Source organism: Flavimaribacter sediminis (assembly GCF_019492055.1).
In the GTDB taxonomy this organism is placed as follows: domain Bacteria; phylum Pseudomonadota; class Alphaproteobacteria; order Rhizobiales; family Rhizobiaceae; genus Flavimaribacter; species Flavimaribacter sediminis.
Window position 1 is genome coordinate 1,499,814 of the sequence record NZ_JAICBX010000001.1, and the last position, 25,003, is coordinate 1,524,816.

At 54.1% G+C, this 25,003-nt stretch carries 28 protein-coding genes and 1 tRNA gene; 10 read left to right on the top strand and 19 right to left on the bottom strand.

What is annotated here, in order from left to right; translation table 11 throughout:
• Window positions 1-37: 37 nt before the first annotated feature.
• The 4 genes from K1W69_RS07145 to K1W69_RS07160 all read right to left on the bottom strand — a co-directional run bounded on the left by K1W69_RS07145 (window position 38) and on the right by K1W69_RS07160 (window position 4,202).
• Window positions 38-1,078 (bottom strand): DNA polymerase III subunit delta', encoded by a 1,041-nt coding sequence (locus K1W69_RS07145; RefSeq protein ID WP_220227601.1) that lies wholly within the window; start codon window positions 1,076-1,078, stop codon window positions 38-40.
• On the bottom strand, window positions 1,075-1,752 hold the full coding sequence (gene tmk / locus K1W69_RS07150) for a dTMP kinase (protein ID WP_220227602.1): 678 nt from the start codon (window positions 1,750-1,752) through the stop codon (window positions 1,075-1,077). The genes K1W69_RS07145 and tmk overlap by 4 nt, the downstream gene beginning before the upstream one ends.
• A gap of 173 nt (window positions 1,753-1,925) precedes the next feature.
• Window positions 1,926-3,098, bottom strand: a complete 1,173-nt coding sequence (locus tag K1W69_RS27430) for a D-alanyl-D-alanine carboxypeptidase family protein (protein ID WP_370688218.1) — start codon at window positions 3,096-3,098, stop codon at window positions 1,926-1,928.
• A 96-nt stretch (window positions 3,099-3,194) separates the two neighbouring features.
• Window positions 3,195-4,202: a septal ring lytic transglycosylase RlpA family protein gene (locus tag K1W69_RS07160; protein WP_441713161.1), complete on the bottom strand. Its 1,008-nt coding sequence runs from the start codon at window positions 4,200-4,202 to the stop codon at window positions 3,195-3,197.
• Between the two features lie 259 nt (window positions 4,203-4,461).
• On the opposite strand from K1W69_RS07160, the gene K1W69_RS07165 reads away from it, so the two are divergent.
• The gene (locus tag K1W69_RS07165) at window positions 4,462-4,995 is read left to right on the top strand and encodes a DUF3176 domain-containing protein (RefSeq protein ID WP_220227604.1); all 534 of its coding nucleotides are present in this window, start codon (window positions 4,462-4,464) and stop codon (window positions 4,993-4,995) included.
• 67 nt (window positions 4,996-5,062) lie between these two features.
• Window positions 5,063-5,152 (top strand) — tRNA-Ser (locus tag K1W69_RS07170).
• A 76-nt stretch (window positions 5,153-5,228) separates the two neighbouring features.
• On the opposite strand, the gene K1W69_RS07175 is transcribed toward K1W69_RS07170, so the two are convergent.
• A complete protein-coding gene (locus K1W69_RS07175) occupies window positions 5,229-5,471 on the bottom strand; it encodes a hypothetical protein (protein WP_220227605.1) in 243 nt (80 codons plus the stop codon).
• A gap of 178 nt (window positions 5,472-5,649) precedes the next feature.
• On the opposite strand from K1W69_RS07175, the gene K1W69_RS07180 reads away from it, so the two are divergent.
• On the top strand, window positions 5,650-5,850 hold the full coding sequence (locus K1W69_RS07180) for a hypothetical protein (RefSeq protein WP_220227606.1): 201 nt from the start codon (window positions 5,650-5,652) through the stop codon (window positions 5,848-5,850).
• Here K1W69_RS07180 and K1W69_RS07185 read toward each other — a convergent pair.
• From K1W69_RS07185 to K1W69_RS07220, 8 genes are read right to left on the bottom strand one after another with little or no spacing between them, the layout of a single operon-like run.
• The gene (locus K1W69_RS07185) at window positions 5,835-6,122 is read right to left on the bottom strand and encodes a hypothetical protein (RefSeq protein WP_220227607.1); all 288 of its coding nucleotides are present in this window, start codon (window positions 6,120-6,122) and stop codon (window positions 5,835-5,837) included. The genes K1W69_RS07180 and K1W69_RS07185 overlap by 16 nt on opposite strands.
• Window positions 6,119-6,379 carry a hypothetical protein gene (locus K1W69_RS07190; RefSeq protein ID WP_220227608.1) on the bottom strand — a complete coding sequence of 87 codons (261 nt, stop codon included), beginning with the start codon at window positions 6,377-6,379 and terminating at the stop codon, window positions 6,119-6,121. Before K1W69_RS07190 ends, K1W69_RS07185 begins: the two co-directional genes overlap by 4 nt.
• Complete coding sequence (locus tag K1W69_RS07195; RefSeq protein WP_220227609.1) at window positions 6,376-7,365, bottom strand: phage late control D family protein; 990 nt, start codon at window positions 7,363-7,365, stop codon at window positions 6,376-6,378. Before K1W69_RS07195 ends, K1W69_RS07190 begins: the two co-directional genes overlap by 4 nt.
• 6 nt (window positions 7,366-7,371) lie before the next feature.
• Complete coding sequence (locus K1W69_RS07200; protein ID WP_220227610.1) at window positions 7,372-9,561, bottom strand: phage tail tape measure protein; 2,190 nt, start codon at window positions 9,559-9,561, stop codon at window positions 7,372-7,374.
• Window positions 9,561-9,908, bottom strand: coding sequence for a hypothetical protein (locus tag K1W69_RS07205; RefSeq protein ID WP_220227611.1), 348 nt, complete (start codon window positions 9,906-9,908; stop codon window positions 9,561-9,563). The genes K1W69_RS07200 and K1W69_RS07205 overlap by 1 nt, the downstream gene beginning before the upstream one ends.
• Complete coding sequence (locus tag K1W69_RS07210) at window positions 9,909-10,061, bottom strand: hypothetical protein (protein WP_220227612.1); 153 nt, start codon at window positions 10,059-10,061, stop codon at window positions 9,909-9,911.
• Entirely contained in the window at window positions 10,061-11,947 is a 1,887-nt protein-coding gene (locus tag K1W69_RS07215) for a prohead protease/major capsid protein fusion protein (RefSeq protein ID WP_220227613.1), read from the bottom strand. Before K1W69_RS07215 ends, K1W69_RS07210 begins: the two co-directional genes overlap by 1 nt.
• Complete coding sequence (locus K1W69_RS07220) at window positions 11,940-12,368, bottom strand: hypothetical protein (protein ID WP_220227614.1); 429 nt, start codon at window positions 12,366-12,368, stop codon at window positions 11,940-11,942. The genes K1W69_RS07215 and K1W69_RS07220 overlap by 8 nt, the downstream gene beginning before the upstream one ends.
• A gap of 334 nt (window positions 12,369-12,702) precedes the next feature.
• Between K1W69_RS07220 and K1W69_RS07225 the strand changes: the two genes are divergently transcribed.
• Complete coding sequence (locus K1W69_RS07225) at window positions 12,703-13,086, top strand: hypothetical protein (RefSeq protein ID WP_220227615.1); 384 nt, start codon at window positions 12,703-12,705, stop codon at window positions 13,084-13,086.
• A 37-nt stretch (window positions 13,087-13,123) separates the two neighbouring features.
• The gene (locus tag K1W69_RS07230) at window positions 13,124-13,366 is read left to right on the top strand and encodes a hypothetical protein (RefSeq protein ID WP_220227616.1); all 243 of its coding nucleotides are present in this window, start codon (window positions 13,124-13,126) and stop codon (window positions 13,364-13,366) included.
• 1,314 nt (window positions 13,367-14,680) lie between these two features.
• Here K1W69_RS07230 and K1W69_RS07235 read toward each other — a convergent pair.
• The 4 genes from K1W69_RS07235 to K1W69_RS07250 all read right to left on the bottom strand — a co-directional run bounded on the left by K1W69_RS07235 (window position 14,681) and on the right by K1W69_RS07250 (window position 17,533).
• A complete protein-coding gene (locus K1W69_RS07235) occupies window positions 14,681-14,896 on the bottom strand; it encodes a helix-turn-helix transcriptional regulator (protein ID WP_258570828.1) in 216 nt (71 codons plus the stop codon).
• 93 nt (window positions 14,897-14,989) lie between these two features.
• Window positions 14,990-15,520, bottom strand: coding sequence for a hypothetical protein (locus tag K1W69_RS07240; RefSeq protein WP_220227617.1), 531 nt, complete (start codon window positions 15,518-15,520; stop codon window positions 14,990-14,992).
• Window positions 15,513-16,694 (bottom strand): tyrosine-type recombinase/integrase, encoded by a 1,182-nt coding sequence (locus K1W69_RS07245; RefSeq protein ID WP_220227618.1) that lies wholly within the window; start codon window positions 16,692-16,694, stop codon window positions 15,513-15,515. Before K1W69_RS07245 ends, K1W69_RS07240 begins: the two co-directional genes overlap by 8 nt.
• Before the next feature lie 179 nt (window positions 16,695-16,873).
• Window positions 16,874-17,533 carry a serine hydrolase gene (locus K1W69_RS07250; protein WP_220227619.1) on the bottom strand — a complete coding sequence of 220 codons (660 nt, stop codon included), beginning with the start codon at window positions 17,531-17,533 and terminating at the stop codon, window positions 16,874-16,876.
• Window positions 17,534-17,927: 394 nt separating this feature from the next.
• On the opposite strand from K1W69_RS07250, the gene K1W69_RS07255 reads away from it, so the two are divergent.
• From K1W69_RS07255 to K1W69_RS07265, 3 genes are all read left to right on the top strand, one after another.
• Window positions 17,928-18,134, top strand: a complete 207-nt coding sequence (locus K1W69_RS07255; RefSeq protein WP_220227620.1) for a hypothetical protein — start codon at window positions 17,928-17,930, stop codon at window positions 18,132-18,134.
• A gap of 333 nt (window positions 18,135-18,467) precedes the next feature.
• On the top strand, window positions 18,468-19,613 hold the full coding sequence (locus K1W69_RS07260) for a hypothetical protein (RefSeq protein ID WP_220227621.1): 1,146 nt from the start codon (window positions 18,468-18,470) through the stop codon (window positions 19,611-19,613).
• A 16-nt stretch (window positions 19,614-19,629) separates the two neighbouring features.
• The gene (locus tag K1W69_RS07265; RefSeq protein WP_220227622.1) at window positions 19,630-20,766 is read left to right on the top strand and encodes a hypothetical protein; all 1,137 of its coding nucleotides are present in this window, start codon (window positions 19,630-19,632) and stop codon (window positions 20,764-20,766) included.
• Here K1W69_RS07265 and K1W69_RS07270 read toward each other — a convergent pair.
• Window positions 20,733-21,371, bottom strand: a complete 639-nt coding sequence (locus K1W69_RS07270; protein ID WP_220227623.1) for a hypothetical protein — start codon at window positions 21,369-21,371, stop codon at window positions 20,733-20,735. The genes K1W69_RS07265 and K1W69_RS07270 overlap by 34 nt on opposite strands.
• 90 nt (window positions 21,372-21,461) lie before the next feature.
• On the opposite strand from K1W69_RS07270, the gene K1W69_RS07275 reads away from it, so the two are divergent.
• Window positions 21,462-21,782: a hypothetical protein gene (locus K1W69_RS07275; RefSeq protein WP_220227624.1), complete on the top strand. Its 321-nt coding sequence runs from the start codon at window positions 21,462-21,464 to the stop codon at window positions 21,780-21,782.
• A gap of 31 nt (window positions 21,783-21,813) precedes the next feature.
• Here K1W69_RS07275 and K1W69_RS07280 read toward each other — a convergent pair whose 3' ends face one another.
• Window positions 21,814-23,526, bottom strand: coding sequence for an ABC transporter ATP-binding protein (locus K1W69_RS07280; RefSeq protein ID WP_220227625.1), 1,713 nt, complete (start codon window positions 23,524-23,526; stop codon window positions 21,814-21,816).
• A gap of 382 nt (window positions 23,527-23,908) precedes the next feature.
• Between K1W69_RS07280 and K1W69_RS07285 the strand changes: the two genes are divergently transcribed.
• On the top strand, window positions 23,909-25,003 hold the full coding sequence (locus K1W69_RS07285) for a glycosyltransferase family 2 protein (protein ID WP_220227626.1): 1,095 nt from the start codon (window positions 23,909-23,911) through the stop codon (window positions 25,001-25,003).

The window sequence follows — 25,003 nt, forward strand, 5'->3', positions numbered from 1 at the left end:
ATTCAGCCGTCCTCATAAGCGAAAATCGACGGCGTGGCTACGCCGCCTGCAATTGAAAAATGGATGAAAAGACCGAAAGGACTGCCTGCTTGCGATCAAGATTGTAGATGTCCGCCGTATCGAGATCCCTGCCTATCTCCAAGGCGAGGTTGGCCCATCGGTCGGCCCCGTGATGATGGCCTGCCCGGGCGTCGACGATCGCTTGCTGCGAAATCCAGCCGACTGCATGGTCCTTGAAAAAGGCGTATGCCTCATCACGGTCACGGGCCGACAGCATGTCGCCCAGCTTGTGCGTGGCTTCCACCGGACCATCAGCGCCGCGCGACACGATTTGCTCAAAGGCGTCGATGATATCAAGGCCGCCATAGCGAAGCAGCAACAATGCCGTTGAAAGGCTGCCGGCGGACGATGCTGCGGTTCTGCCGAGCGTATCGGGATCCTCTGTCCGTTCCAGGCCGAGGTTCGACAGGGCTGACAGCACGTCGGAGTCGGACAACGGGTGCATATTTATGGTCATGCAGCGCGAACGGATCGTGGGCAAGAGGCGTCCGGCGGCGTGTGACACCAAAATGAACAGGGAGCGCCGAGGCGGCTCTTCAAGGATTTTCAGAATTGCGTTGGCTGCCGAACGGTTGAGGTCATCGGCCGGGTCGACGATGACGATTCGCCAGTTCCCCGTGCCCGACGTCTGTTCGTAAAACCGCCCTGCCCTGCGTACCTCATCGACTGTGATAGCCGTGCGAACGCGCCCGGTTTTGGGGTCTATCGGTCGCGCCAGATGCAGCAGACTATGCGAGGCGCCGGTGCCGATCTGATGGGTTACCGTTGATTCCGGATCGGGATCTGAAATCACCGTAGGCGCCGTATCTGCTTCCGGATGGCTCAGTATGTGATTGGCAAGTCGGAAAGCCAGCGTCGCCTTGCCTATCCCTTTCGGACCTTCCAACAGCAATGCGTGATGCATATGTCCGCTTCTATAGGCGTCAGCAAGAAAGCGCGTCGTGTCCTCATGTCCGAAAAGTCGTGTGTTGCGCTCTGGAGCTATTGCGCCGTCCAGAACGCGGGGATCATCGCTCACCGTACACCTTCCCGGCTTCGGGCCGGCCGGTTTTCCAGTCGCGTTGCGACCAATTCCTGCACGAGCCGCTCGATATCCCTTGCAATCGCATCGGCAGGCCGGGCGGCGTCAATGATCCGGCAGCGTTCAGGTTCGGCGCGTGCTATATCCAGATAAGCCTCCCTGCGTTTGATCTGAATAGCAAGTTCTTCCTTTTCATAACGGTCGGGCGCTTGCCTGTCACCCGAACGGGCCCGCGCCCGTTTCATTCCAATTTCGGCCGGCAGATCAAGAATAATCGTCAGATCCGGCGTCATGCCATTGACCGCAACGCGTTCGAGCGCGCGTACGAATTCCGGCTCAAGATTGCCGGTTACGCCCTGGTATACGCGCGAGGAATCCATGAAGCGATCGCAGAGGACAATCTTGCCGTCAAGAATCGCGGGCCGTATCAATTCTTCTACATGGTCGTTGCGCGCGGCCGCGAAAAGCAGCGCTTCCATACGAACGCCGAATTCTTCCGCGGCGCCAGAAAGCAAAACTTGTCGAACAGCCTCAGCGCCGGCGGAACCGCCAGGCTCCCGTGTCGTGACGACCTCGAAACCATCTGATTCAAGGGATTGGGCGAGATACTGGATCTGGGTTGATTTGCCAGCGCCTTCGCCGCCTTCGAATGTGATGAACAGCCCCTTCAAACGTTTTTCTCTCGCTTGTTGTTTTTCAGGTCACTCGGGACTTTGCACACGGCCCGCACGGACATCCGATACCCGGCGCCGTTTCGACAGGATCGTTTCATATTAGTATGTAAGCACCTTTTCAGGCAGCGTCCACTTTGCGTGTATTATTCGTGTGAAGAGTTAGGAATTTACTACAGCCAGAACAGCATAAGCTCCTGCAGCGCATGGAAGGCGCGTCTATGCAGCGGGCCGACCGGGACGCTGTTTGTTGCGTAAAGCGGCGTTTCCTGATTGAGCGTGTCGCCAGTCCACACTTTCAAAGCGCCGATCTGGGCGCCCTTCTCGACCGGAGCCTCCAGGGGCCAGTCGTAGACAATGCGCGCCTTGATACGCTCGGGATCCGCCACCGGAATGAAGATCGTCACTGCACTTTCCGGAGCCAGATCGACATAGGAGCCGTCGCCGCCGTAGACACTGGCTTGACCGACGATTTCACCGGCTTGAAAGAGGTCCTTAGGCTCGAAGGAGCGCAGTCCCCATTCGAGCATCTTGCGCGCTTCCTCTGCGCGTTCCTTTTCGCTGGACATGCCGCTCATTGCGAGAAACAGCCTCGTCCCATCGCGCTCGATTGAGCTCACAATGCCGTATCCCGAAGCTTCCGTATAACCGGTTTTCAGCCCGTCTACTCCGATGCCAAGCCTGAGCAGCGGGTTGCGATTGCGCTGATTGATGCCATTCCATTTGAATTCCGGTTCGGAGTACAAACGATAGAAGTCCGGATAGGTTTGTTGAGTGTATCTGGCGAGCGTCACGAGTTCCCGCATCGTGACGGCGGAATCCGGATGCGGCAGGCCGGTCGCATTGCCAAAGACAGATTTCGTCATGCCCAGCTCGCGGGCGCGCTCGGTCATCTTTTTGGCGAACAGGTCTTCCGAGCCGGAAATGCCTTCTGCCAGAATGATGCAGGAATCATTACCCGACTGAACGATAGCGCCGCGGATTAGATCACCAACCGGCACGAAGGACTTGATGGCCGCGAACATTGTCGATGTGCCGGAGGGCGCTCCGCCGGTGCGCCAGGCGTTTTCAGAAACCTGAAATTCATCGTCCAGCGAAAGGCGACCTTCGACAATCTCGTTGAACACCACTTCCATGGTCATCATCTTGGCGAGCGACGCGGGCGGCACTGGCGTGTCTTCGTCCTTGGCGAACAGGACCGATCCAGTATCAGCCTCGATCATGAAGGCCTTGTCGGCTCGCGTGTGAAATTCCTGAGCTTTGGCTTTTCCGGGGACGAAAACGACGGCGTATGCGATTGTGATCGCCGAAATGAGATTTTTGGTAAACGGTTGCGCCACGATGATCCCCTCAATTGCCCCAATGACAGGCTACCAACGGAACCTGTGCGGATCAATTGAATTGCCAGGACTAGACTGGGCGGTTGCGCTGTTCGCAGGCTCTCAAAGATTGTCCTGCTTTTGTGCGAAAGCGAGGATCGACTCTTCCGTCAACTGTCCTTCATCATTCAGAAGAGCAGCAAAGGGATCATTGGTTCGTGAACCATAACGCTCATCCAGATATGCGTTGACGAGTTTTGGTTCTTCATCTGACGAAGCAAGACCCATGATTGGTCTGTCGCGCGGAACAGGGCCAATTTCGGGCAGGTAATACTGATCCGAAGTAACCAGTCGCGGCCCTTTGCCTGTATTCGTCGATGCGATTTGCTGAGTCTCGTTGGTAAAGCCGAGTTTGGTCGATGCTTTGCTTAGCAGCGTCGGGGGGCTGAGCCTGGAAAGACCATCAGTGATCTTGTCGCCGGCGGAGGCGATCATGTTCGTGCTGCTGCCGTCGCGGAAGGACGCCATGAGATAGGGCATGTCGCGACCGTCCATACGGGCCTTGCCCATATACTCCACCCTAACCTTCGCCACTCCGGCGTTCTTGATTAGGAGCATGTCCGCAGCCTTGCTCGAAACGTCGATGATACGACCATGAGCAAATGGACCGCGATCGTTGACCCGGACCACGACGGAATTTCCGTTCTCCACATTGGTCACGCGCGCATAGCTGGGAAGCGGAAATGTCGGATGAGCGGCTGAAAGGTGATACTGGTCGTAGATCTCGCCGTTTGCAGTATGGCGGCCATGGAAGTTCGGTCCATACCAGGATGCAAGGCCAACCTTGTCGTAGCCCGGCTCTTCCTTGGGGTGATACCAGCGGCCATTCACCATGTAGGGCTTGCCGACCTTATAGGTGCCGCCGCCCTTCTTGACATTCTTCGATGTCGTAACGCGTTTGCTGGCTGAGACGCCGTACTTGTTTTCGCTGAATTTCGTCTTGTTGTTGATGTCGGCTTTGTCAGCCGGGCTCGACATGCAGGACGCCAGGGTCAGGCCGAGGCCCATGACTGTCGCGATACGAACAAATTTCCACGAAGCGTCCAAAGGCGTAGCGCCACTTTTCGTCATTTTTGCGCGGATGCGCGCCGCATTCAGCATTCCGTCCAGCCCCCGATCGAGCAATCCCCTGTCGCCTTGCTCTCTACGATATTCATGCCATTTGGCAAAGAGCGGCGACCGTTGTCCTGATCAACAATACCAACTGCCTGTTGTCAAGACGTCAACGTCAAAGCATGATCCATAAAAATCAATGTTTTGGTTAATGTCAACTCACCGTTTGCCATGGCGCAAGGCGGATCTGCCGCATTCACTTTTACAGGCGTCGCCATTGACGCGAAAACCGGGATTTGCAACACGCATGGGTAATTACTTTTGTGGCGCAACTCTTGGAAGGCACATTGTGAGAAGTATTGCAGATTTTCAGGTTCGTTATGACGGCAGCTCACGCGGTTTCTGGGGCGCCGCATGCTTTGTGGCGCTGTTATTGGTTTCTGCCCCAGCCTGCCTGGCGGACAACGTCTATCCCGACATCGTCGGCACATGGGTCGGAGAAGGCGCAGATATTCGCATGTCTTATGATGGCGGCGACGTCGTCTTCAGTTCTGAAACGATCACGCAGACCGTCACGGAACAACGCGATCGCCGGTTCACTGGCAGCATGCACTCCGAGAGCGGCGCGTCCGAAAAGTTCAGCGTCGAGTTTGTCGGGGTCTTTGTTGACAAGAGCCATTTTCGCTGGTCGGAACCGAACGGTTTCGTAGAAGGACGCATGATCGACGCCGATACGATCGACTCCTGTTACATCCGCACGGCTCCAGAGGGGCAGAACGCGGCCTGCCAAACGCTTAAGCGGGTGAAATAGCGATCTCACGTTATTTTTCTCCTGCCTGCTTGAAAAGATAAGCCTTCTGGCGCAATAAGGCGCTGCCGGAGGAGTGGCCGAGTGGTTGAAGGCACCGGTCTTGAAAACCGGCAGGCGGGAAACCGTCTCGTGGGTTCGAATCCCACCTCCTCCGCCACAGCCTCAATAAAATCAATGTTTTAGATGAATATTTCGGACTGTGACATAACCGAAGCCCTACTTGAAATAAATGCTTATCCCAGTTGTTCCGCCGCGATATCGACCTTGTCGAGAGCGTTGGCAGTCGCGGCAATCTTCGCCCGGGCCTGGTCGATCAGGTTGCGGAGATCATCATGAAACTCTTCGGAATCCTCCTTGTTTCCAAGCGCGCAATAAACGGCGCTCAGCTGACAGGAAACTGAGATCAGATCGCTGATGTACGGGTGAAGGTCGATTTGCGTGGAGACGAATTCGCGTTGGTCAATATGCTTGTTCATGTGGTGGTCCCTTTCGATGTTGACGAAAGGGAGGATGCTGGAAATCAATAACGTTTACAACATTTTGTGCTGCGTTATTTCGCTCAGAAATTAACGCAAGTAGCGTTCGTTCACTGGTTGGTTGTTTTGAAAGTTGAGTTTAGTCTACTTTGTTGCTGCAACCTATAGGGAGACACGCATGGGTGATTTCGACGAAACGATTCGATGGCTGAAGGAGAGGCGAAATCTTTACATTGAAGACCTGGAGGATATCGAAAATGGTGCACAGTATTTTCGGAACGAGGAAAACATTACCGAGAAAAGACGAGTTCGGTTGGAACAATCAATAAAAGACTTTGACGTCAAGATCGCCGCGTATGAAGCTCATAACGAAGAGTGACAAAGCCGGAACGTCGGGAGTCCTTCAGCAGATCGCAGCGTGTCGACCAGTTCGATGACGTCCCGCCACGAAAGTGTCCGTGGCCGGCCTTTGCCAGAGGACAGAGTGAACTTGCTGGCCACCTGGGTTAGCGTGTAGCCACGCTCTTCCAGAAAGCGCTGCACACCGAAATAATCTGAACTGGTGCCGGCCGGGAAGCGCCTGGGACCGCCATGAGCGGAGAGCCAGCTCTCGACGAGGTCAAAGGTCTGAGGATCTACATGTGTCGTCATGCGAGCTCCAATTTCACAACGGAATGGACTGGGTTTGCCGACTCGACCGAGAGGACGACGAACATTCTCGCATTGTCGAGCACTAGCCGATCATTCTGCTGGATGGTTTTGACGTCAGGATAAAGCGTGTGATCGACTGTCAATTGATCGTGCTTGCGGTCGAAGGTTTCGCCAAGCGTCCCTTTGCCAACGGCTTCACCTCGATCTCTGCCGGTCGGTATCGTGTGGAACTCTACGTCGAATACTGGAATCCTCATACGGTAGCCTCGCAGATCAGTTGCGTCGTGTATGGTCCGTCACCGCGAAAGACGTGGGTAGCAGTTGTGCAGCGCCACCGCCCGTCGACCAGCGAGCGGATGCCAGAAACATTGACGTAGGATTCCGCCCGGGCGCTCGGCTCGCCGTCGATCTCGAACGTCGCCTGCCCCTCACCGCGCTTCAGTGCGGCCGCCGTCGCCCTTGCCTGCTCACGTGCGTCGTTTTCGTTCTGGAAGTTCTGCCGAAGCAGATACTCCGGCCCCTCTTCGCTGGCCTGGACAACGACTTCCTTGTCGACACCCTCCAGGCGGTCGAACCAGACGGCACGAACAGTCGAGTGCTTCGGAACGTTGACCGTGGTGACATTATAGCTAAGCACGTTGCCTGGCCGCATGACCTGAATTTCTGGCAGGCTACTGGAGCTTGCCGATTGCCCCTGCCCGCGCGGAACCACGATCAATCGTCCCTCTTTCACCGAAACGGCAGCGTCCAGCTTCCTACCCAGCCTTGAAGCGAATGTGACATCGCTCTCGCCGAACTGGCTTTCGAATTCGACCGACTTTCCCGCGATCTCGTTGGACAGCGCCAGAGACAAGCCCATGCGGTCGGCGAGCTCGTCGAAGATGTCTCTGTAGGACGGATAGTCTTCTTTGCGATAGGATTGGTCGCGACCTTGCTTTGCTTCTGAAAGACCGTCCAGAGATCTTGCTGTGACTGAAATCACCTGAGGCCACCCGTTCAGGGACACCTGGTCGACGATGAAGGTTCCGAAATCCTGAATGTCATCTTCGTAGCCGGCCGAAACCTGCAGCTCGGCCCCCTTCTCAGGTGGCGCAATGACACCGTCCTTATCGTCGATGTCGATCCGGACATTGTCGTAGTCGTGGCCGACTCCATCCGTAATCGTGAGACTTAGTAGACCCGACAGAATGTTTCCTGTTACATCTGTTCCGTCGGCAATGATTTGAATCCGCGGTGTTGCCATATCTGATCACCCGTAAACCGGGCCGCCTTCCATGGATGTCTGCCGGGCATCCATCAGAAGGCTGCGCAGCTGGACGCCGAGCTTCTTTGCGATCTCATCAGCGTTGGAGCCGGTAATGTGCTGGGTGATATTCATGGTCACTCCCCCGCCTAGCTTGTGGTTCGGCGTCACGTAACTGTTGCGACCGGGCGTGATCATCTCCGTACCCCTCTCGTTGATCGAGTACGTGAAACCAGCTCGCATCGGGCCACCGGCAGCTCGGTGTCGCTTGGCGCCAGGAGCGACCGGCTCACTTGAGGTCGAGCCCCGATTATCGACAGCTTCCCTCAGGGCATTTCCGGCCTTTTTGAAGTTCCCGTAGAGGCTCATATTCTCGCCCCACCACTTGGCGCCGTTCTGTACCGCTTGCATCGCTGAGATAACCACTTCGATTGCATTGGCGATATCAGCGAAGATTTTGCCGATTTTCTCACCCCAAGAGCGCCAGGCTTCGACGTCGGGTGATGTCTGAGCCCAGTTGAAGAGCTTCTCGAATTTCTCGATGAGCCCCTGTAATTTCTCCGCCACTTCGGGAGAGATTGCGCTTTTGAAGCCCTCGCCCACGCCCTCGAGCCCTGCTTTGACGCCCTCCCACTTGAATGCCGCCAGCGTGCCGAGACCACCTACGACGATTCCGAGTGGACTGAGAACTAAGCCGAGGGCACCGGACAGGCCGGAAAAAATGAGCCCGAGCGGAGCAATAGCGGCAATGCCTACTGCAGCATATGTCCCCATCTCCAAGAGCCGCGGATTGACAGCAGCGAGCTTGTTCAGAAATGCGGTGAGTGCATCGAAGGCTTTCGATACGGTCGAAAGAACACCAGAGTTGGCGATCGCGATAAACATGTTCTCGGTTGCTGCGACAATCGCTGCCCATTCGCCGACGATACCACCCATCATGATGCCGGCCATCTTTTGGCTGACACCGGGTGACTCCCTCAGTGTTCTCTCGACGGCAGACTGCATATCGGAATAAAGGATCGCCGCCAGGCGCGAGCCCATACGGACGTCGAAGATCTGGGTTATGTCCGTGATCGTGGCATTCTTGTCGCGAAGCGTGCCCAGCAATTTCAGCAAGTCGACCTTCTGCGCGCCGACCAGGACCGCGTTCTGCATCGCTTCGGCAATGTCTGAGCGCAGGGCCTCGTCACCGAAGGACTGCACGATCAGGTCGGTCAGCTGCGCCGCCATGCGCGTTGGGGCGCCGGCCAGCGTCTTGTCGTCGAGGATTGATTGAATTTCACCAGACAAGTGCGATGCGTCGATGCCTTCCGCGAGAAGAGATCCGATGATTGATCGCGCTTCTATCTTTTCCTGGTATTTGACGAAATCTGCCATATCGATGTTCAGGCGCTCGAATGCTGCCAACATCGGCTTGGTCGGCTTGGCCATACGCACAAGGGCTGACCTTAGGGCAACACCCGCTTCACTGCCCTTTATACCGTTGCGCGCCAACTCGGCAGCCACGGCCGACACTTCTTCCAGCGACATACCAGCGATGGCCGCCAGCGGTGCGACATACCGGAAAGTGTCTCCCATTAAGCGAACGTCTGTGTTCGACGTTGTAGCCGCGTATGCAAGGGCGTCATTCACCCGCTGCATGGAGGCCGTCACCTGGTCGAACGTAGCCATTGGAAGCTTCATGGCCGTCATCACGTTCGTGGCGATGTCGGTCGCTTCGCTGTTCTGCAACTTGCCGGCCATGGCAAGTTCAAGTGTACCTCGAAGCGAGCCCATCGCCTGATCGTATGTCAGGCCCGCCCGAAAGAGTTCCTGGGCGGCTTCTATGATTTGCTGGTTGGTAAACGGGAAGTCCTTGTTGAGCTTTTGAGCGTAGTCCTCCAGTGAAGTGCGCTGCTGCTCCGTCAGGAGTCCGAAGGCCTGCATGGCGTTGCCGGCCTTTTCGAAGTTGTAGACCGACTTGGCCGCGGCGGCGGCGCCCAGACCGAGCGGGGCTCCAATGCCGGCGGCCGTGTACGTGTTGCTGCGTAAACGCCGGCCAGCGCCCGAGATAGCGCCAGGCAAGCCGCCCATGCCGACAATTCGCCGGGTCGCCTTGTCAAGCGTGCCGAGAGTGCCGGTAATCTTCTTGGCCGGACCACTGACGTGGTCGACGAGCTGCATGATCAGGCGGGCTGTTTTCGCATTGTCAGCCATTAGGAGACTCCTGGTGCTAATTTGTAGGCGAACGTCTCGTGCGGCCGCGCAAAGGCCTCGAAGAGCCTACCTGCAGGTGAAAGAAAGCCGCGAGTGCCAGACCCTGTGTCGCCGAGATCAAGCGCTGTGATTTCAGCGGCTGTGCCGAAAAGCAGCTCGATATCTGTTGTTCGACTGCGGATCTTCCACACATGGCGATACCCGGCGACAAGGCTGGATATGCGCCAGGTTTCATCGACGTCATTGAGGATCTCAAACGCTGCCGGCTTGGCCAGCGTTGTCGGCGTACCGGAATAGCCGCCGATATAGTTTCGAGCGAGGCTCAATGCTGTGTAGATGTCACTCATTCAGACCTCGTTGATTTGTCGCCCGTGTCTCCCGGCTGAAATCGGGGTCGGGCGGGCGACAGCCGTTTCCCGGCGCCCGATGGCGGCGACCAGTTCACGCCACCTTTCGCCCGGCTGCGCAAGGCCTGCCAGCCGGGAGCTTCTGAGTTTCATCAGCTGTTTGGAACTCGATACGCGCCGCGGAAGTCGACGGCGCCACATCCGAAATCAAGTGTTACCCTGAAGTCACTGCCGAGGGTGTCGAAGCCTTCGCGGACCGCGATCTGCGGACCTTCAGCGCCAGAAAGATATGAGTATTCGATCACAGGCAGGATTGTTGGGTCAGCCCACAGGTACCAGGCGTTTGGCTGATCATCTAGCCATGGGTCAACTACTGGCACCAGATCATTGGTGAAGGAATTGCTGTCTTCGTAGGTCGTTGGATACGTAGTTGAAAGCAGCTGCTTAGCATCGACTTCGAGGTCAGTTGGCACAAGCAGGTACTTCGGAGAGATGTTGATCCTGGTCTCCCCGTCGATGTCGGTCTGCTTGAGGAACGCCTTACGAGCAAGCTTCAGCCCGTCCAGATCCAGCCCGTCGGGAGCGCCAGCCAGGTTGTTGTGATCGGCGTGGAACAGCGCTTTGTTATCCTCTGCCATCGTCGGGCCGGCCCACGAATTTTCCGCCAGCAGCTTCGCCAGAAGCTTACCCTCCGTTATTGCAGCCTTTCTGCCAGCGGTCGTCGCCCACTGCGTGAACGCGCCGAGGTCGTCATTGATGAGTGCTTGGCGAGTCAGACTGAAGATTGCTGAAAAAGTGTCGATTTTGTAGCTCTCAGCCACTTCACTTCGGCTGAAGCTCTTGACCTCGCCATGCTCGTTGACCTTTTCCAGCGGACCGCCATCGGAAATCTTGATGGCCGTCTTCGGACGGAAGTCGGTCGCGGTCGATGGTTTGGCGATAACCGTTTTGAGTTTACTCTGAGAGTTCTCATAGGCTGCCATGAGAGTTCTTCGGCCGGCGCCCTGAAGAAGATTTGGGAAATCGCTTGTGCCGTGCGCAGGGCGCATGCGGCTGTAGTGTCCGCCCAAAAAGAGGTCTTCGCGGCTCATTCCACGGGTGTTTACGCCTTTGGCTTCGATAAGGCCGCGGGCGAAGTCTTCAAGTCGAAAGCCCATAAACTGCCGTGCTTCATCGGACGGCTTAGTCCCGGACATGCGGGAGTATAGCGCATCCTCCATCGCCCGTTGCTGCCGGTCAAATCTCTGATCGCTGTCGCCATAACCACCTATGGCAGATTCAGCATAGGTTGGCGTACGCTCTTCCTCTTCGATCTTTCGCTCGAGGCAAAGGTTGCGGAAGTCAGCCATCGACGTACCGCGGCGAACTTCCTCTTGTACGAATCCGAAGCTGTCGTTGTCGACATTCATCGACCGCGCCAGGTTGATCATTTCCTCGACACGCTTGCGTTCCTTCTCGGTCGGCTCGCGGCCGGCCGCACGGATCACTTCGTCGATATCCGGATTCGAATTCTCAGTCCGGGTTTGAAAGTCGGGCATTCTGTTTTCCTTTCGAGAATGAGCACCGGCATCCGCGGGAACTTGTACTGCGGAAATTTCCATGGGCTCCCAGTCGATCGCTGTCAGCGTCGGGAGTTCGTTGGTGTCACCGTCTTTGCGGTTGTATTCCCAGACCTTGTAGCCAACGCTGATATTCAGCGGGTGGCCGTCGGCCAAATCCTGAAGCAGACGTTCACCAAGCTCGCTTTTTGAGAACTTTATTTTGCAGTAGCCTTTTCCGTCCTGGATCCGGACGCTTCCCGGGACGACTGTTCCGATCCGAGTTTCCATCGAATAATTATCGTGGGTGTCCAGAAGCGGCATGGTGTCGAACCGATCCATTCGGATCGCGTCCTTCGACACATCGAGCATTTCCATGTAGTAACCACCAGAGCGCCAGTCGTAGCGTTTGACTGCGGCGCCGGTGGTCCAGATGATTTCTGCTGTACGGCTCTCAACGTCAGTTGATTGAGGCGCCTGACGATTGATGATTTCAGGCATGACCACCCCCCGCGAGTGTCATGGCAATCTTCAGCGCATTGAACACAAGCGCGTGCAATTCGACGACGATCGCACCAGGCTGGGATGAACGGACATCCTGAAGCTGCTTTCGACTGCGAACTGCGGTGAAGCACCAACCGGTGGATTCTTCCTTTTCGATCAAGATCCAGCAGCGATTTCGGTTGGCCGTGAAAAGGTGGACGAATTCCGGCTGAAGCTGCGCGATGATCGATGCAGCGAGCGGACCTGAGATATTTGCTGCCTTCATGAGCTCAGAAACTGAGAGCATCAGAACAGCGTCCATTGCCGTCATGCTTTCGCCGGTTCGACGCTCTAGCGGCAGCATTGCGGAAAGTTGATTCACTCTCGGCTGAGATAGCCCCATGGCCTTTGCTATCTGCCGTTCCGAGGGTCTTGCCATGATGGTTAATCCAATAAGATTTTCTGATCGAGTCGATTTAACGATTGCATATTAACTGATGACTCCGATAACCAGTGTGCGTCAAGAGTCCCGAAAAATATTCTAAAATGCGATTTAATATCAATGTCTTGCATACACCTATTTCTGAAGGCGGTGGTCCCACCCCCTCAGCTGATAAGTTTTCTTACAGAAACCGGAACCGCGAAAAAAAATTTGCTGAACACGCTCAAATGCTGCGCTGCGCCGCACCCGCGGGCGGGCGTGGGCGGGCCGAAGAACCTAAGGGTGGGGGGGTGGTAGGCGTGGTGGAGGTGGGATCGATGCTGAGTTCGGGATGAGTGACGAGACTGCCCGCAAGATGATGCAGGTAGCGAGCGTCTATGGCTCAAAATACGAATTAAGTTCGTATTTGCCACCCACAGCCCTTTACGAACTCGCCGCCCCGAAGACGCCACTCGAAGTCCGTAAGAATGTCGAGGCGCTTCTGGTCGACGGTCAGAAGGTCACCGTCTACCCTTTGCCCCTCACCTGCCCTCAAGGGCAGTCGCATACATCTGATCGGCTTGGCATCGAAACTGCCGGCCATTATCCGCGGAATCCAAAACATCTGACTTCGAAAACGACCGCCTTTATTTCTGAAGTCGGCCTAGAATGTGAATGGCAAAAAGAAGCTGTTAATACTAACCAAACGGCACTGCGATTAGGTTGGTTCAGCTGATCATACGTGACAGCCAGCAACATCCTGGGATGGAGAAATGAAGATGCAAGTAGAAATAGAAGATCCACATGCCATCACTTGTTGGACCTCATACAGTATCTATCCGCAGTCCTCGCCTCACGTAGGGCTGATGGTAGAGACGGATCTGGAGCTTGAGGAAGAGAATTCAGGCTATGATGCTGGGGCGTTGGCGAGCTTACAAGCTGCAGTCGAAGACTTCATCGCCGCGAATCCAAATATCAAGTTTGCCTACTACCACTCAATTCTGGCTGGCAAATGACAACGACCTCCCGTGACAAGCTTGTCTGTGTATGTGGACACGAAGGCTACTTAAAGCTTCGTGAAAGCGATCACCCGTATGGTGCCATATGGGAAGAATATAGTTTGGAAGGATTTGAAGGCCAAACGCTGACTATAACGGAATTCAAAGAACGTCCGAAAAGCGTACTTCGCCATCTAAAACCTAAATGTACTGTGTGCGGACAAACGCAAATCCGTTATAAGAAGTCACGCTAATTGGCGTTTTGAACTAGTGACAAGCTTCTCTGATCCACAGGCCACACACACGGCCTTACGACGATCAAATTCACTGGTAAGCCCCAAGGAGCGAGAAATTACATTCACCTGCTGCCGTGGAGATATTTCAGCCCGTGTCGCGAGGCAATCATCGCAATAGGCGTCTGGCGACGACTTTGTAATGAAATTGTAAACTCGCTCAGGATTGTCCATCGCCCTTCATATCAGACGGGGGCGTGTTTTCACAATCCTTATGGCCCTTTCATATGCCAGGACTTCCCTCTCCGCTCGTGCAATTGCGTCGCTTTGTTGCGAGATGCCCGTTTGGACGTCGAAATACTGTAGATCTCCCGATCTCAACAATTCGAGATCCCTACGAGTAGCTTCAGCCAATCTTGAATAATGTTCGAGTGCTTCCATCTTCATGCTCCCTAAAAAGCTCATAGGATGAGATTCGATTGGCTTCGTCAATCAAGGGCTCACTCCGGCGATAAGTGCGGCGAGAAATATAAACGCGCCGATGCATGCGAGCACACCCGGGAATTGGAGCGCCAATTTTTGCCATCTCTGATGCGGATTAATGATCACTATATCGTATCCTCTTAACTTCTTTCCTTAGTCCTTGAACCTTTGATCTAAGCAACTAACAAACGCAGTAATCCCAGCGCGGCGGGTGCATGGGCCCGCCGGGATTACTGCTGTCCTTGAACCTTCGAGAGCCGAAGTTTCCTTCAGAACGCATCCGCCCTACGCCATATGACGACGCATAGCCCGGGGGCTTCATGGAACGGTTTCTTTTGGCTCAGGCGCCTCACTGCGACGGGGCCGAACTCCCGTGCTGGTCTCGCAGTCCCACCGAGCACTTAGGTAGCCCGGTCACCATGGCAATCCCGCACTTTCCAGCTTCGCCTCCCGCGCACAGTGCTCCATTGCCACCCCTTGCGCGATTACCGGCAAAGCGCCTTGAAGTGTGAGAACGAACCGTGTACATGAAGAGAGTGCATTCCTCTTCAATTTGGTGACGTTCTCGCCTCTTTGGCGCTAACCCCGGCCCGTTCCCTCGGCCGGGGTTTTCGTTTCAGGCAACCTCCCCCCGAGCGTCGATACGTTCCTGTATCCACTGGTTGACTTCCGCCTCAACAAAGCCGATGCGTTTGGGGCCGATTTGGACTGACTTCGGAAACTCGCCCTCTGCGCGGGCGCGATTTATGAACGCTCGGCTCACGCCGGTCCGCTTCTCGGCTTCTTTCATCGAGATCAGGCGCGGTGGCCTTGTCTGACTGTTTTTATTCATTTGCTCACCTTGTCATTGTTGAACAAGGTGAGAGTTCCACTATGAGGTCTTGGCGATCTATCCCAGAACGGGAGATTTTTCAGATAACGTCTGTCACAGATTCATGTGATCGCGCGCTGCCTTCTTGTATTTTTGCACAGCTCGATAGACCGTTTTTTCTGACAAGGCCAAGCCGAGAGGTTCGACTGCTGCCGAATATGCAAATCTCTGAAAAGGACTATCGACAGCAGAGATTGTATTCGTAGAAGGGTGCTCTCCTTGCAGATCGCTCCATATTTCAAACACGTTGGCTAGTAATTGATCTCGCGTCTTTCGATTGGTTGCGTTCAACCTTCTCTGCAGGATTTGTAGGTCGTTCTCTGCTCTGTATAAGAGCTCCGCGATGCGACTTTCGATATCCGGCGGCGCTATCTCCCATGCCTGTTCCCATATGTTCGCGGCATCCTGTGTTTCCTGCAGCAGACTGACAGATTCCTCCGCCAAATCTTGTTCGTGAACATAATGGCGGATGCAAATTTCGAGGCTCGCAACAGCTTCGTCAATCGCCTCAATTGACAGGCCACGAGGCATCACAGCAATGACACTGCTCTTCTGCTCGCTGGTATAAGCAAAATCATCAGCCATCATGCTTCACCAATGCGCAATATTCCGCCCAATCGTTCATCAGATCCCGACGCTTTTCCAGTGCAGAACCACGACGATAAGCAGCTTCTGTTTTGTCCTTCAGGGTGTGAGCCAAGGCTGCTTCGGCAATATCCCGCGGGTATTCTGTGCAGTCTCCGCACCAGTCGCGAAAGGTTGATCTGAGGCCGTGCAGCGTAGCCGCTTTGTCCGGTGATGCCAGGCGCAGAGCCTTCGTCATTGCTGTGGAACTGACTGGACGATTGTCAACGTTACCCTGAAACACAAGGTCACTGATCGACCGCTGCCGCATTGCCTCTACAATTGCGATCGCGCGGTCAGACAGGGGCACGACATGTTCTTGCCCGGCTTTCATTCGTTCTGCCGGAATGGTCCACAAGCCGACTTCCGTGTCGATTTCATCGAAGGTCGCACACTGGGCCTCGCCGCTCCGGGCTGCTGTGAGCATCAGAAATTCAACAGCTCGTGCTGCTGTGCCACTCGACGTTCGTAAACCAGCTGCTAGTTTGGCGACATCAGTGTATGCCAGCGCAGCGTGGTGGCCACGAACAAGCTTCTTTCGCGCCGGCATCACCTTATCAAGTAGCCCTCTCCAGCGAGCCGGATTGCCTGCTGTGCGCCAGCCATGGGCGATGCCGTAGTCGATGACCGCCTGGATGCGACTGCGCAGCCTATCAGCCGTCTCAGGCCGTTTACTCCAATGTGGCTCCAGACAAGCTTTGACGTCACCGATGACGATTTCGGCTACGGGAAGATCGTGGAGCGGCTTTGCATATTTGCGAAGGGTCATCTCATATTGAGCCCGATGCTTCGGATTGCGCCAATCGTTCTCCTTTGCTTTCAGGAGGCCGTCCATGCAGTCTTTGAAGGTTACAATGCGGACTGGCTTTCGATCGTCAGTTGGGTCGATTCCGCGGGCCAGCTTTTCTCGAATCGCTTCCGCCTTGTCCCGCGCCAGTGCGAGCGAGACCGGCGCCGTGCCCTGCCCGTACCCGCCAAGCCCTATTTCAGTGCGCTTGTCACCACGCCGAAAAATGAAGAACCACTGTTTGGAACCACCCTTCCTGACGCGAAAAAAGAGACCGTCTCCGTCACTGTAAATTCCGGGCTTGTCCAGCCGTTTGAGGTTGGACTCCGAAAGCTTGTGTCTGGCCAAAATCTATCCCTCTTGCCATAACCGCAAGATTGGTCATATCGTCTTTTATTGATTTTTCATAGGGTTGGAGACAATAAAATCAATATGAAATGGCGGAGGGGCAGACACCTCCTCCGCCATGAATTTCGCTTAAGTTTTTGATATTAATTTCATTTTTGAATTTCTCCCTTCAGATCACTTCACAGGCCGAGTGCGGCGCTGATTTCATAAAAAATTTGAGTTGATGGATTTTCACCTGGTTCGTTGTGCGGTCCGAGCGTTGTGACAACAGCGATCGTCACATCTTCCGAGGCGATATATCCCGCCGTTCCGCCGTATCCTCCAAATGCAAAGGTCTTCTTTATCCACGGCGGCACGATCTCCATACCGAGCGAAAAGTAATGCTCCCGCGTGTTGCGGGACTTGCCGACATTGGTTTGCGCCATCATCTCTTCGAGGCCCTTTTCCGAAATGGTGTCACCGGTGGCGAGGGCCCGCATGAGTTTCGCAAGATCGGATAGATCACCGTTGAGCGACCCGGTTAAGGATGTCCATGACGCGCTCCAGTAAGTCGAATCCTCCAGAACGCCGCGTTCCATTGTGAAGGCGTGAAGCAGCGGATCCGGCAATTCCGCTGTTGTCCATATTTCGGTCTGCTTCAGATCGAGGCGATCCAGGATCCTTTCCTGCAGCAGCTCCTCATAGGGAACGCCGGCGGCGGCAAGCAGCGCCAGCATATCTTTCATTTGAGAAGTTCCCTTCATTTGACTCAGATAATATGTGCGCGCGTGATTCAAAACCTTTGAAACAGGCGCCGTTGCACAGCCCGCCATCTCAACCAAACTTGTCGGATTGCTCAACCGAGAGATGCATCAATAACCAAAAGCGCATTAAGCTGGTAGTATTATTGTAAGGGGAAACTGAAAAAATCAGTCCAGCAGTGTAATGATAAGTCGCGCTAGCGCACTTCTTTGGCTGACAACAATCTTCTGTCATCGACAAGTGATTCTTGGAATTCCTCGTCGGGCTCATTCTGTTCTCTTTCGAGAGTTCAAATTACGCCGGATGCAAATATTCAGCGCGGATCACACTCCAATACCCAGGACAAGTGTTTGGCCCCTTAAATGTGTAGGCGAACGACTAGCTCCGGACGGTCTTGCAGTCAAAAAACTAATCTCCGCAATTTCCTTGGACAGCCCCGGCCTCAATCCCTATTACTGTCGCTGGGTTAAACGAATAAAGGACTTCAGATCGATGAAAAAGTTAATTGCCAGCCTGTTTGCCGTTTCTGTTCTTGCTGCAACCGCGGCTTGGGCTGATGACGAAAAGTCCAAGGAAATGTCTGATTCCGAAACCGGGGTAGAATCGATCGCGGAGGAAGCTGAAGATGCGCCCGCCGAAATCCCAAACGCTCTGAAAGGCGACCAGATGGGCACCGAATCTGCGGATGGGGGCGATTGAGGCTGTTTCTGGTGTTCCAGGTTTGAGGTCTCATTAGAAGAACGTCTCGACCGTCTCAGCGATTTTCAATTACAGAATACGGGACGCATTGCTGTCCGGCATGCGTCCGAAAAATTTCCAAATTCCGCTCGCCATTGCAGGGTGGAACGTCCTCTCACGCATATCGTGCAAGCATTCTGCGCGCAGATCATTTCGCAACCGAGGCGCGGGTCTTTCCCATGGCGCAATTTCGTGTAGAAAGAAGCCTAATTGTGGCTTTGGCGGATATTGCGAACAAGAAGTGTTTGTTACGAAAATTGAGATTTTGGCCCGTTCCGGCCCAGGAATGCGGGCTTGAACAGATTGAAAAAGAAAATAATCCTCCACATGGGGGCGGAGAAAACCGGCAGCACAGCAATTCAGCACGTGCTTGATCGCAACCGCATGCTCCTGCGCGAGTTTGGAATCCGGTTTCCCGAATCCGCTGGATCACACATCAACCACACCTATCTTTCGGTCTATGCCCAGGATGACGACGTCTTCGACAACGTCAAGGCGCACGTCCTGAGCATGCTCAGAATGGATATCAAACAGTTCCGAAACTGGTTTGAGCAGAAATTTGCTGCCGAGCTTTCTGAGGGAAAGCCGTGGTCGACCATAGTGCTCAGCACCGAGTTGATTCACAGCCGCATTACTCGTCCCGAAGAAATTAGCCGGCTTAAAAAACTGCTCGCCGGATTTGCCGCCGATATTAAAATCCTGATTTTTATACGCCGTCAGGACGAGTTGGCGTTGAGCAGATATTCAACCGCCATCCGCGCAGGTTACGACAGTTTTGACGATGTTTTCGAGAATACTATCTCCACTCAAGCCTATTTCCGTCTTCCTCCTGATCGCCTGATTGACGACTATCGAGACTACTACAACTATCGAAACGTCATTGAGCGGATGTCCGAAATCTTCGGCGCGGATACGGTCAAGGTGGCGCTGTATCCCCATTCCTTCGGCCAGGGAGGCCTTGTGCGCTATTTTGGTTCCATCCTCGGGATCGATCCGGACCTGTTGCAGCATAGTGATGCAAAACTGAACAATGCGATGAGCGCCGAAGCCCAATTCGTAATGGCGTCAGCAAACAGCGCGGGAAAAATCTGGAAGAAGAACGGAGAACGCAATCAGGACATGAAGGATCTTCATCGTGTCATCGAATCGGCTTTTCCGGGGCCGCCACGCCAGGTGCGCCGTGAGGACGCCAGATCCTTCACGAAACGATTTGAAGATTCAAACGAGTGGGTGCGCGCCCGGTTTTTTCCGGAAAGAAAGACTCTGTTTTCGACTGCATATGAACAATATCCGGAAGCCATAGACTATTCCATTTTCGCTACAAGGCTCGCCGCGCATACGGCCACATTTTCCGAGAGGGCTGCGCGACTGACCGGATCAACCAATCTTCGGCATCTCAGGGTCATGGAGCGGTTTCTGGGTAAATCGCATCGCTTATAATTCTTTGGGAAAGGTCATGCGCGCGCCAATCCACGACGTTCTTAAATCGCAAAAAGCGCCCTCGATCCTGAGGCAGGCGGCCATCCGCGCACGCTACAGACTCAGGAACAGGCAGTTGAACCTGCTCTACCGTATGTCGGGTAACAGTCCGCAACGCGGAAGAGAATCCGAATTTTCACTGATCAGAATATTGGGTAACGACCATTATCCAAGACATGGTCGTGGACAAACCCTGGACAATCTGAAATTCATTATTGAGCACGAACCATCGCTTCCCGGCTGCCGGAAGCTGTTCATACTGAACCGGATCGTGGATCCTGAAGCTGAAGCGCTGCTCATCGCCGAACTGGAACGCGCGGACATGGAATTCATGCGAATTCCATTCGCTGCGGATGAGTATCGTGAGATTGGCTGGGATCTTGATGAGTTTGGCGGCGTCGAATTCTTTAAAACACGTAACTTTCGACGCGCGGCGAAAGTCATGCAAACAAAGATGCAGCTCTGGGCGACTTCACCGAAAATTCGATACCTGATGAACGTCAACGGCGCACGGAACACTGCGCTCGACATCGGCAGGCGGATATCGGACTGGACCTTTGCGCTTGATAGCAATTGCTGTTTCACGAAGGTGCAACTGGAACGTCTCGTTGCATCTTGCCGCGATGCGCCACACATGCCCTATGTGATCGTGCCGATGGTCAGGATCGGTGACAATCAACGCTATTTTGGTCCGGAATTGAAATATTCGCTCATCGAAGAGCCGCAGATTGGTTTTCACTATCTGACACAGGAAACCTTCGACGAACGGTATCCCTATGGCGTTTCCGACAAGGCGCATTTTCTCAAGCGCTTGAGGTTGCCCGGTAAATGGCTTTGGTGGGGCAGAGAAGCTTTCATGCCGGATGAAGCGCATCCGTTTCCCGACAGATATCGATACAAAATCAGCGCCGGCGGTGTGATACGGTTGTCCTCCGGCACGCACGGTCTTTCGGATGCCAAAGAAAAGAGCCAGAATATTCGCTACCATGGACGCAATGAGTCCATTCTAAAAACGATAGCTCAAATGGAGCAGAAGTACGGCGTTCTCGAGGACGCCAACCGCGATATTATCTTGTCTGATTATATGTTCAGTTCCGAATCTGTCGATCCATAGCGTTCGTCAAGCTCCGCGATGGCGCGGAGAATACCGTCATCTCGGTTGGCCATGCGCCGGACGGATGATTTCCTGCCAGTTTCCTGCGTGGCATTTCCGGAGTAAAGGCGCCCTACCCAACCTTCCGACATTACAAAGCGCCCCCAGTCGGCGCAGGAAGGTGCCGGCGGTATATCCCACGGGTCGACCTCCCAATGGTCCCATGGTCCCCGCACGCCCAGACGCATCAACAGTTCTGCTTTCGGCGATCTTCCATAGGGCAGCCTGGGGTCGAACCGTTCGCCGGACAGCTTATGAAACATGATCTGCGGTTCTTCGCCACTAACCGGCGAGAACTGCTCATCCAGCATGCTGTCGTTGTCAGTCAGTCTGTGCATGGGCACGATGTGATACGGGAAAATTGTCGACCGCTTTGCTGTTTGACGAATGTTCCGCCACCCCCTGCCCGATATCATGCAGTTGCCATCAAAAGGCAGGATCCATTTTGCGCGTTTTCTGCCATGTTCGAGGGCTGCATTGCGCGCGCCATTGTTGTTGATCGCGTATAGAACTTTCGGTCGTAACGCCGCTAAAACCGCGCGGTTTCTGGATTTTTCGTCAAGCATTTTTCTCGGGCCGTCAAGATATGACGACACGTCTGGATTGTTTTCAATGCGCGCATATTCATCCGGGTCGAAGTCGATCGTAAAATAGTTTTGTTCGTAAGTGTCCAGGCGGGCGATGATTTCACGTCGCCTGGTTTCGTCGAAAATGCGATTGACGACCCACCATTTCTGGCAGTCTTCGAATTCCGGCTCATGCTTCAGGCAGAATTCAAGATTGGCCAAAGTCTGACCGGGCCTATGCCGGGGAGGCAGATCGTTGCCCAGAATGCGATAGAGCGCAAAATCATCTTTTCCCTGGCGGTAAATTTCGGAGGCGCTCGATTTGGCGTAGGTCTCTCGCTCTTTCTTCAGTCGATGGGCGTGAAGGAACGGAGCAACATATTTGTTTTGAAGTTTTTGAAGTTTTTTTGAGACATACGGAGTCATTGGGCGCCGTCAGCCATTAGCCGCTTTTTTGCTTTCCATAGGTCTCGCCAAGATGGAACAGGGATCTGTAAAGGTCGCTGCTCTTTTCCAGTTCATCGTGTGTGCCGTTGGCGATGACATAGCCGTCATCGAGAAGGATGATACGATCCGCCGCCTGAATGGTCGAAAGACGATGCGCTACGATGATAAGGGTACGATTTTCCGACAGCTTAATCTGGGAGTTGATAATCATCCTCTCGCTTTCGCCGTCCAGAGCCGATGTCGCCTCGTCGAAAATGATCACCGGAGACGCCTTCAATATGGCGCGGGCAATCGCGATGCGCTGGCGCTGGCCGCCGGAGAGGTTGGTCGCATTGGGGCCTATATGCGTATCGAGACCATCGGGCAGATCTTTGGTGAATTCCTCGACGTTGGCAAGGCGCACCGCCTCGCGGATTTCTTCGTCTGTTGCGTCCGGTTTGCCATCACGAATGTTCTCGCGAATGCTGTTCTCGAACAGAAAGACATCCTGCGACACCAGTGACACGGCCTGTCGCAACTGCTTGAATCCAATCCGGTTCAAATTGACCCCGTCGAGCTTGATCTTGCCGGCGTTCGGCGAGACCAGTCTCAGAATGAGATTGATAATCGTTGTCTTGCCAGAGCCTGATCGTCCAACGATCGCAATTGTTTCACCCGGCGAAACCTTGAAGGAAACGCCATGCAGGAAAGGCTGGTTTTTCTTGTAGCCAAACTTGACGTTCTCAAATTCAAGCTCGCCCTTGATTTCATCGAGAACAATGGCGTTCTCAGCGTCCGTGGTTTCGGGTTCCTTCTTGTCCAGAAGTTCATACATTCGGCCAATCTGTATGAGTTTCCGTTGCAGCGTGACATTGACGGACGCGAGCCTTTTTGCTGGTTCGTAGGCGAACAGGAACGCCATGATGAACGCCATGAACTCGCCTGGGGTCTTGCCGTTCGTCAGGCTTTGCCAACTTGCATATACGATGAAACAGCCAACGATAATGCCGCCAAGCGTTTCCATGACCGGACTTGCGAAGGCTGCCAATCGTTCCAGTTTTAACGCCCGCTCCTGCATGCTTTCCACGGCCTTGGAAAAGGTCGTTCTGGTCTTGTCCTCAAGCTGGTAGGACTTGACTGTGCGTATGCCCTCCAGTGCTTCGGAACCCAGCGAATAGACCTGTCCGGCGAGTTCGTTCTCGGCTTTCGAAAATTCGCGCACCTTGCGGGTGATCGAGGAGAGCGAAATGATAATCAGCGGAAGCGCGAGAGCCGCAAACATGGACATCATAGGCTCCTGGAAAACCATCACACAGACCAGGCCAAGAAGCGTTAGAATGTCACGAACTATCGTCGTGGTGACAGTCAGAAAAGCATCAGCGGCAGCCTTTGCCTGAAGCACGACCTGCGCGATTTGCTTTGACGGGTGCTTGTTTGAAAGAAACATCAGGCTTTGCGACGTCAGCTTCCGGAATTGCAGTGTTTGATAGTTGGTTACGACGTCGCGTCTGAGCATGCCGTTGAAAACGACGCCGAAATAGGTCGACAGCCCCTTGATAATGGCGACTGAAATGACCGCGGCGGCGACGAACCAGGATGCGGTTACATTCTGGTCGACGAAAATCTTGTTGACCATGGACCGTGTGAGCAGGGCGAAAGCCGATGTCGAAGCCGCCACGAAAACCGAACATATCAGCCCGGCAAGATAGATGCGGACATTTCCCGGCATACTCTCCCGCAGCAGGCGTTTTATGATTGCGAGAGATTCAGATGCATTGGCTTTCATTTCACTGGTTTTAACGAGATCCAGGACTCGCGGCCTGTTGGCGGAGCTACTCAAAACGAACTCTATATTTTGTAATTGTGTTGGCGGTGGATAAAATAGTAGCAATCTTGTCGGGAGTGTCTAACATGATCGGTACAACCGCGAAATGAAAATTTGGCCGGTCGCAGGAGCGGTTTAACGAAAACGATAAAAAGTTTCAGTATCTGAGAAATGGAAGACATATCCGTCCAATTGATGGCGGTATCCTGTCAGATTTCGTCATTGCATGTTCGCAATGGCATCACAAGGACGCTGTGATCCGATACGGTCACATTGTGATGAATTGATGAATAGTACACATTTTGAAGCTTCAGATTTTGATCTCCAGAAAACCAGACCTTATCTCGGTCCTGTACCCCGGATTGGAACGTTGGCGTTGAATACACAACAGCCGGGAATTGCGAAGCAGTATCGCGCGGCGGTTTGCTGCACGACGCACAAGCGTCCCAAAATGCTGGCGAGGCTTTTGTCTTCCTGGGAGAACCTGGAAATACCGGAGAATGTGGATCCGTTTTTCATCGTAGTTGAGAATGATGCACAGGAATTGTGCCGGAAAATCGTAGAGAATGCGGAACGGCAGCTCTCACCCTACGACGTGATCTACGCCTCGGAAGCTATGCCCGGAATACCGGCCGTCCGCAACAAGGCCATTGAAACCGCGATTTCCGGTGGCGCAGATCTCATCCTTTTTGTTGATGACGACGAAACCGTCAGTACGCAATGGTTGACCGAAATGGTGCGCACCTATGATGAAACAGGCGCGTTTCTCATCGGTGGTCCGGTCTTCGGAAGCTTCGCTGAAGACAAGTCCGACACGTTCCTGTTGCGACTTATCCGTAAAGGTCTCGATGCCCGATACCGCCGCATCGCCGAAAAAGCCGAGCGGAAACTGAAAAGCAATCAGGGCCACACCATAACGGTGGTGACTTGTAACTGGCTTGCTGATGCGCGGCTGTTTACCGAGTTCGATATGTCGTTCGACGTCAGCCTTAGCGAGACTGGCGGCAGTGACGCGAAATTCTACCGAACCGTAAGCAAGTATCACAACCTGCCGACCAGCTGGTCGCCCCAGGCAGTGGTTTATGAGACTGTTCCACCCGAACGGCTCACACCGAAGTATCAATATTACAGGGGCATGGAACAATCCCGCAATTCAATGCATCAGAAGCTTGAAGAATACCCTAAAGTGGTTGTTTTTCCGATGATCCTGGGGAACATAGCAATTCGCGCTTTCACTCTGACGGCCCTTGTATTGACTATTCCCTTCAACGCAGGCCCGGCTCTTGTGCGTATCTTGCGATCCGCAGGATGGCTTGCAGGCCGAATAAGCGGATTTTTCGGCGCACGATCCAAACTGTATGAGAATTTCAACGGGTCTTAG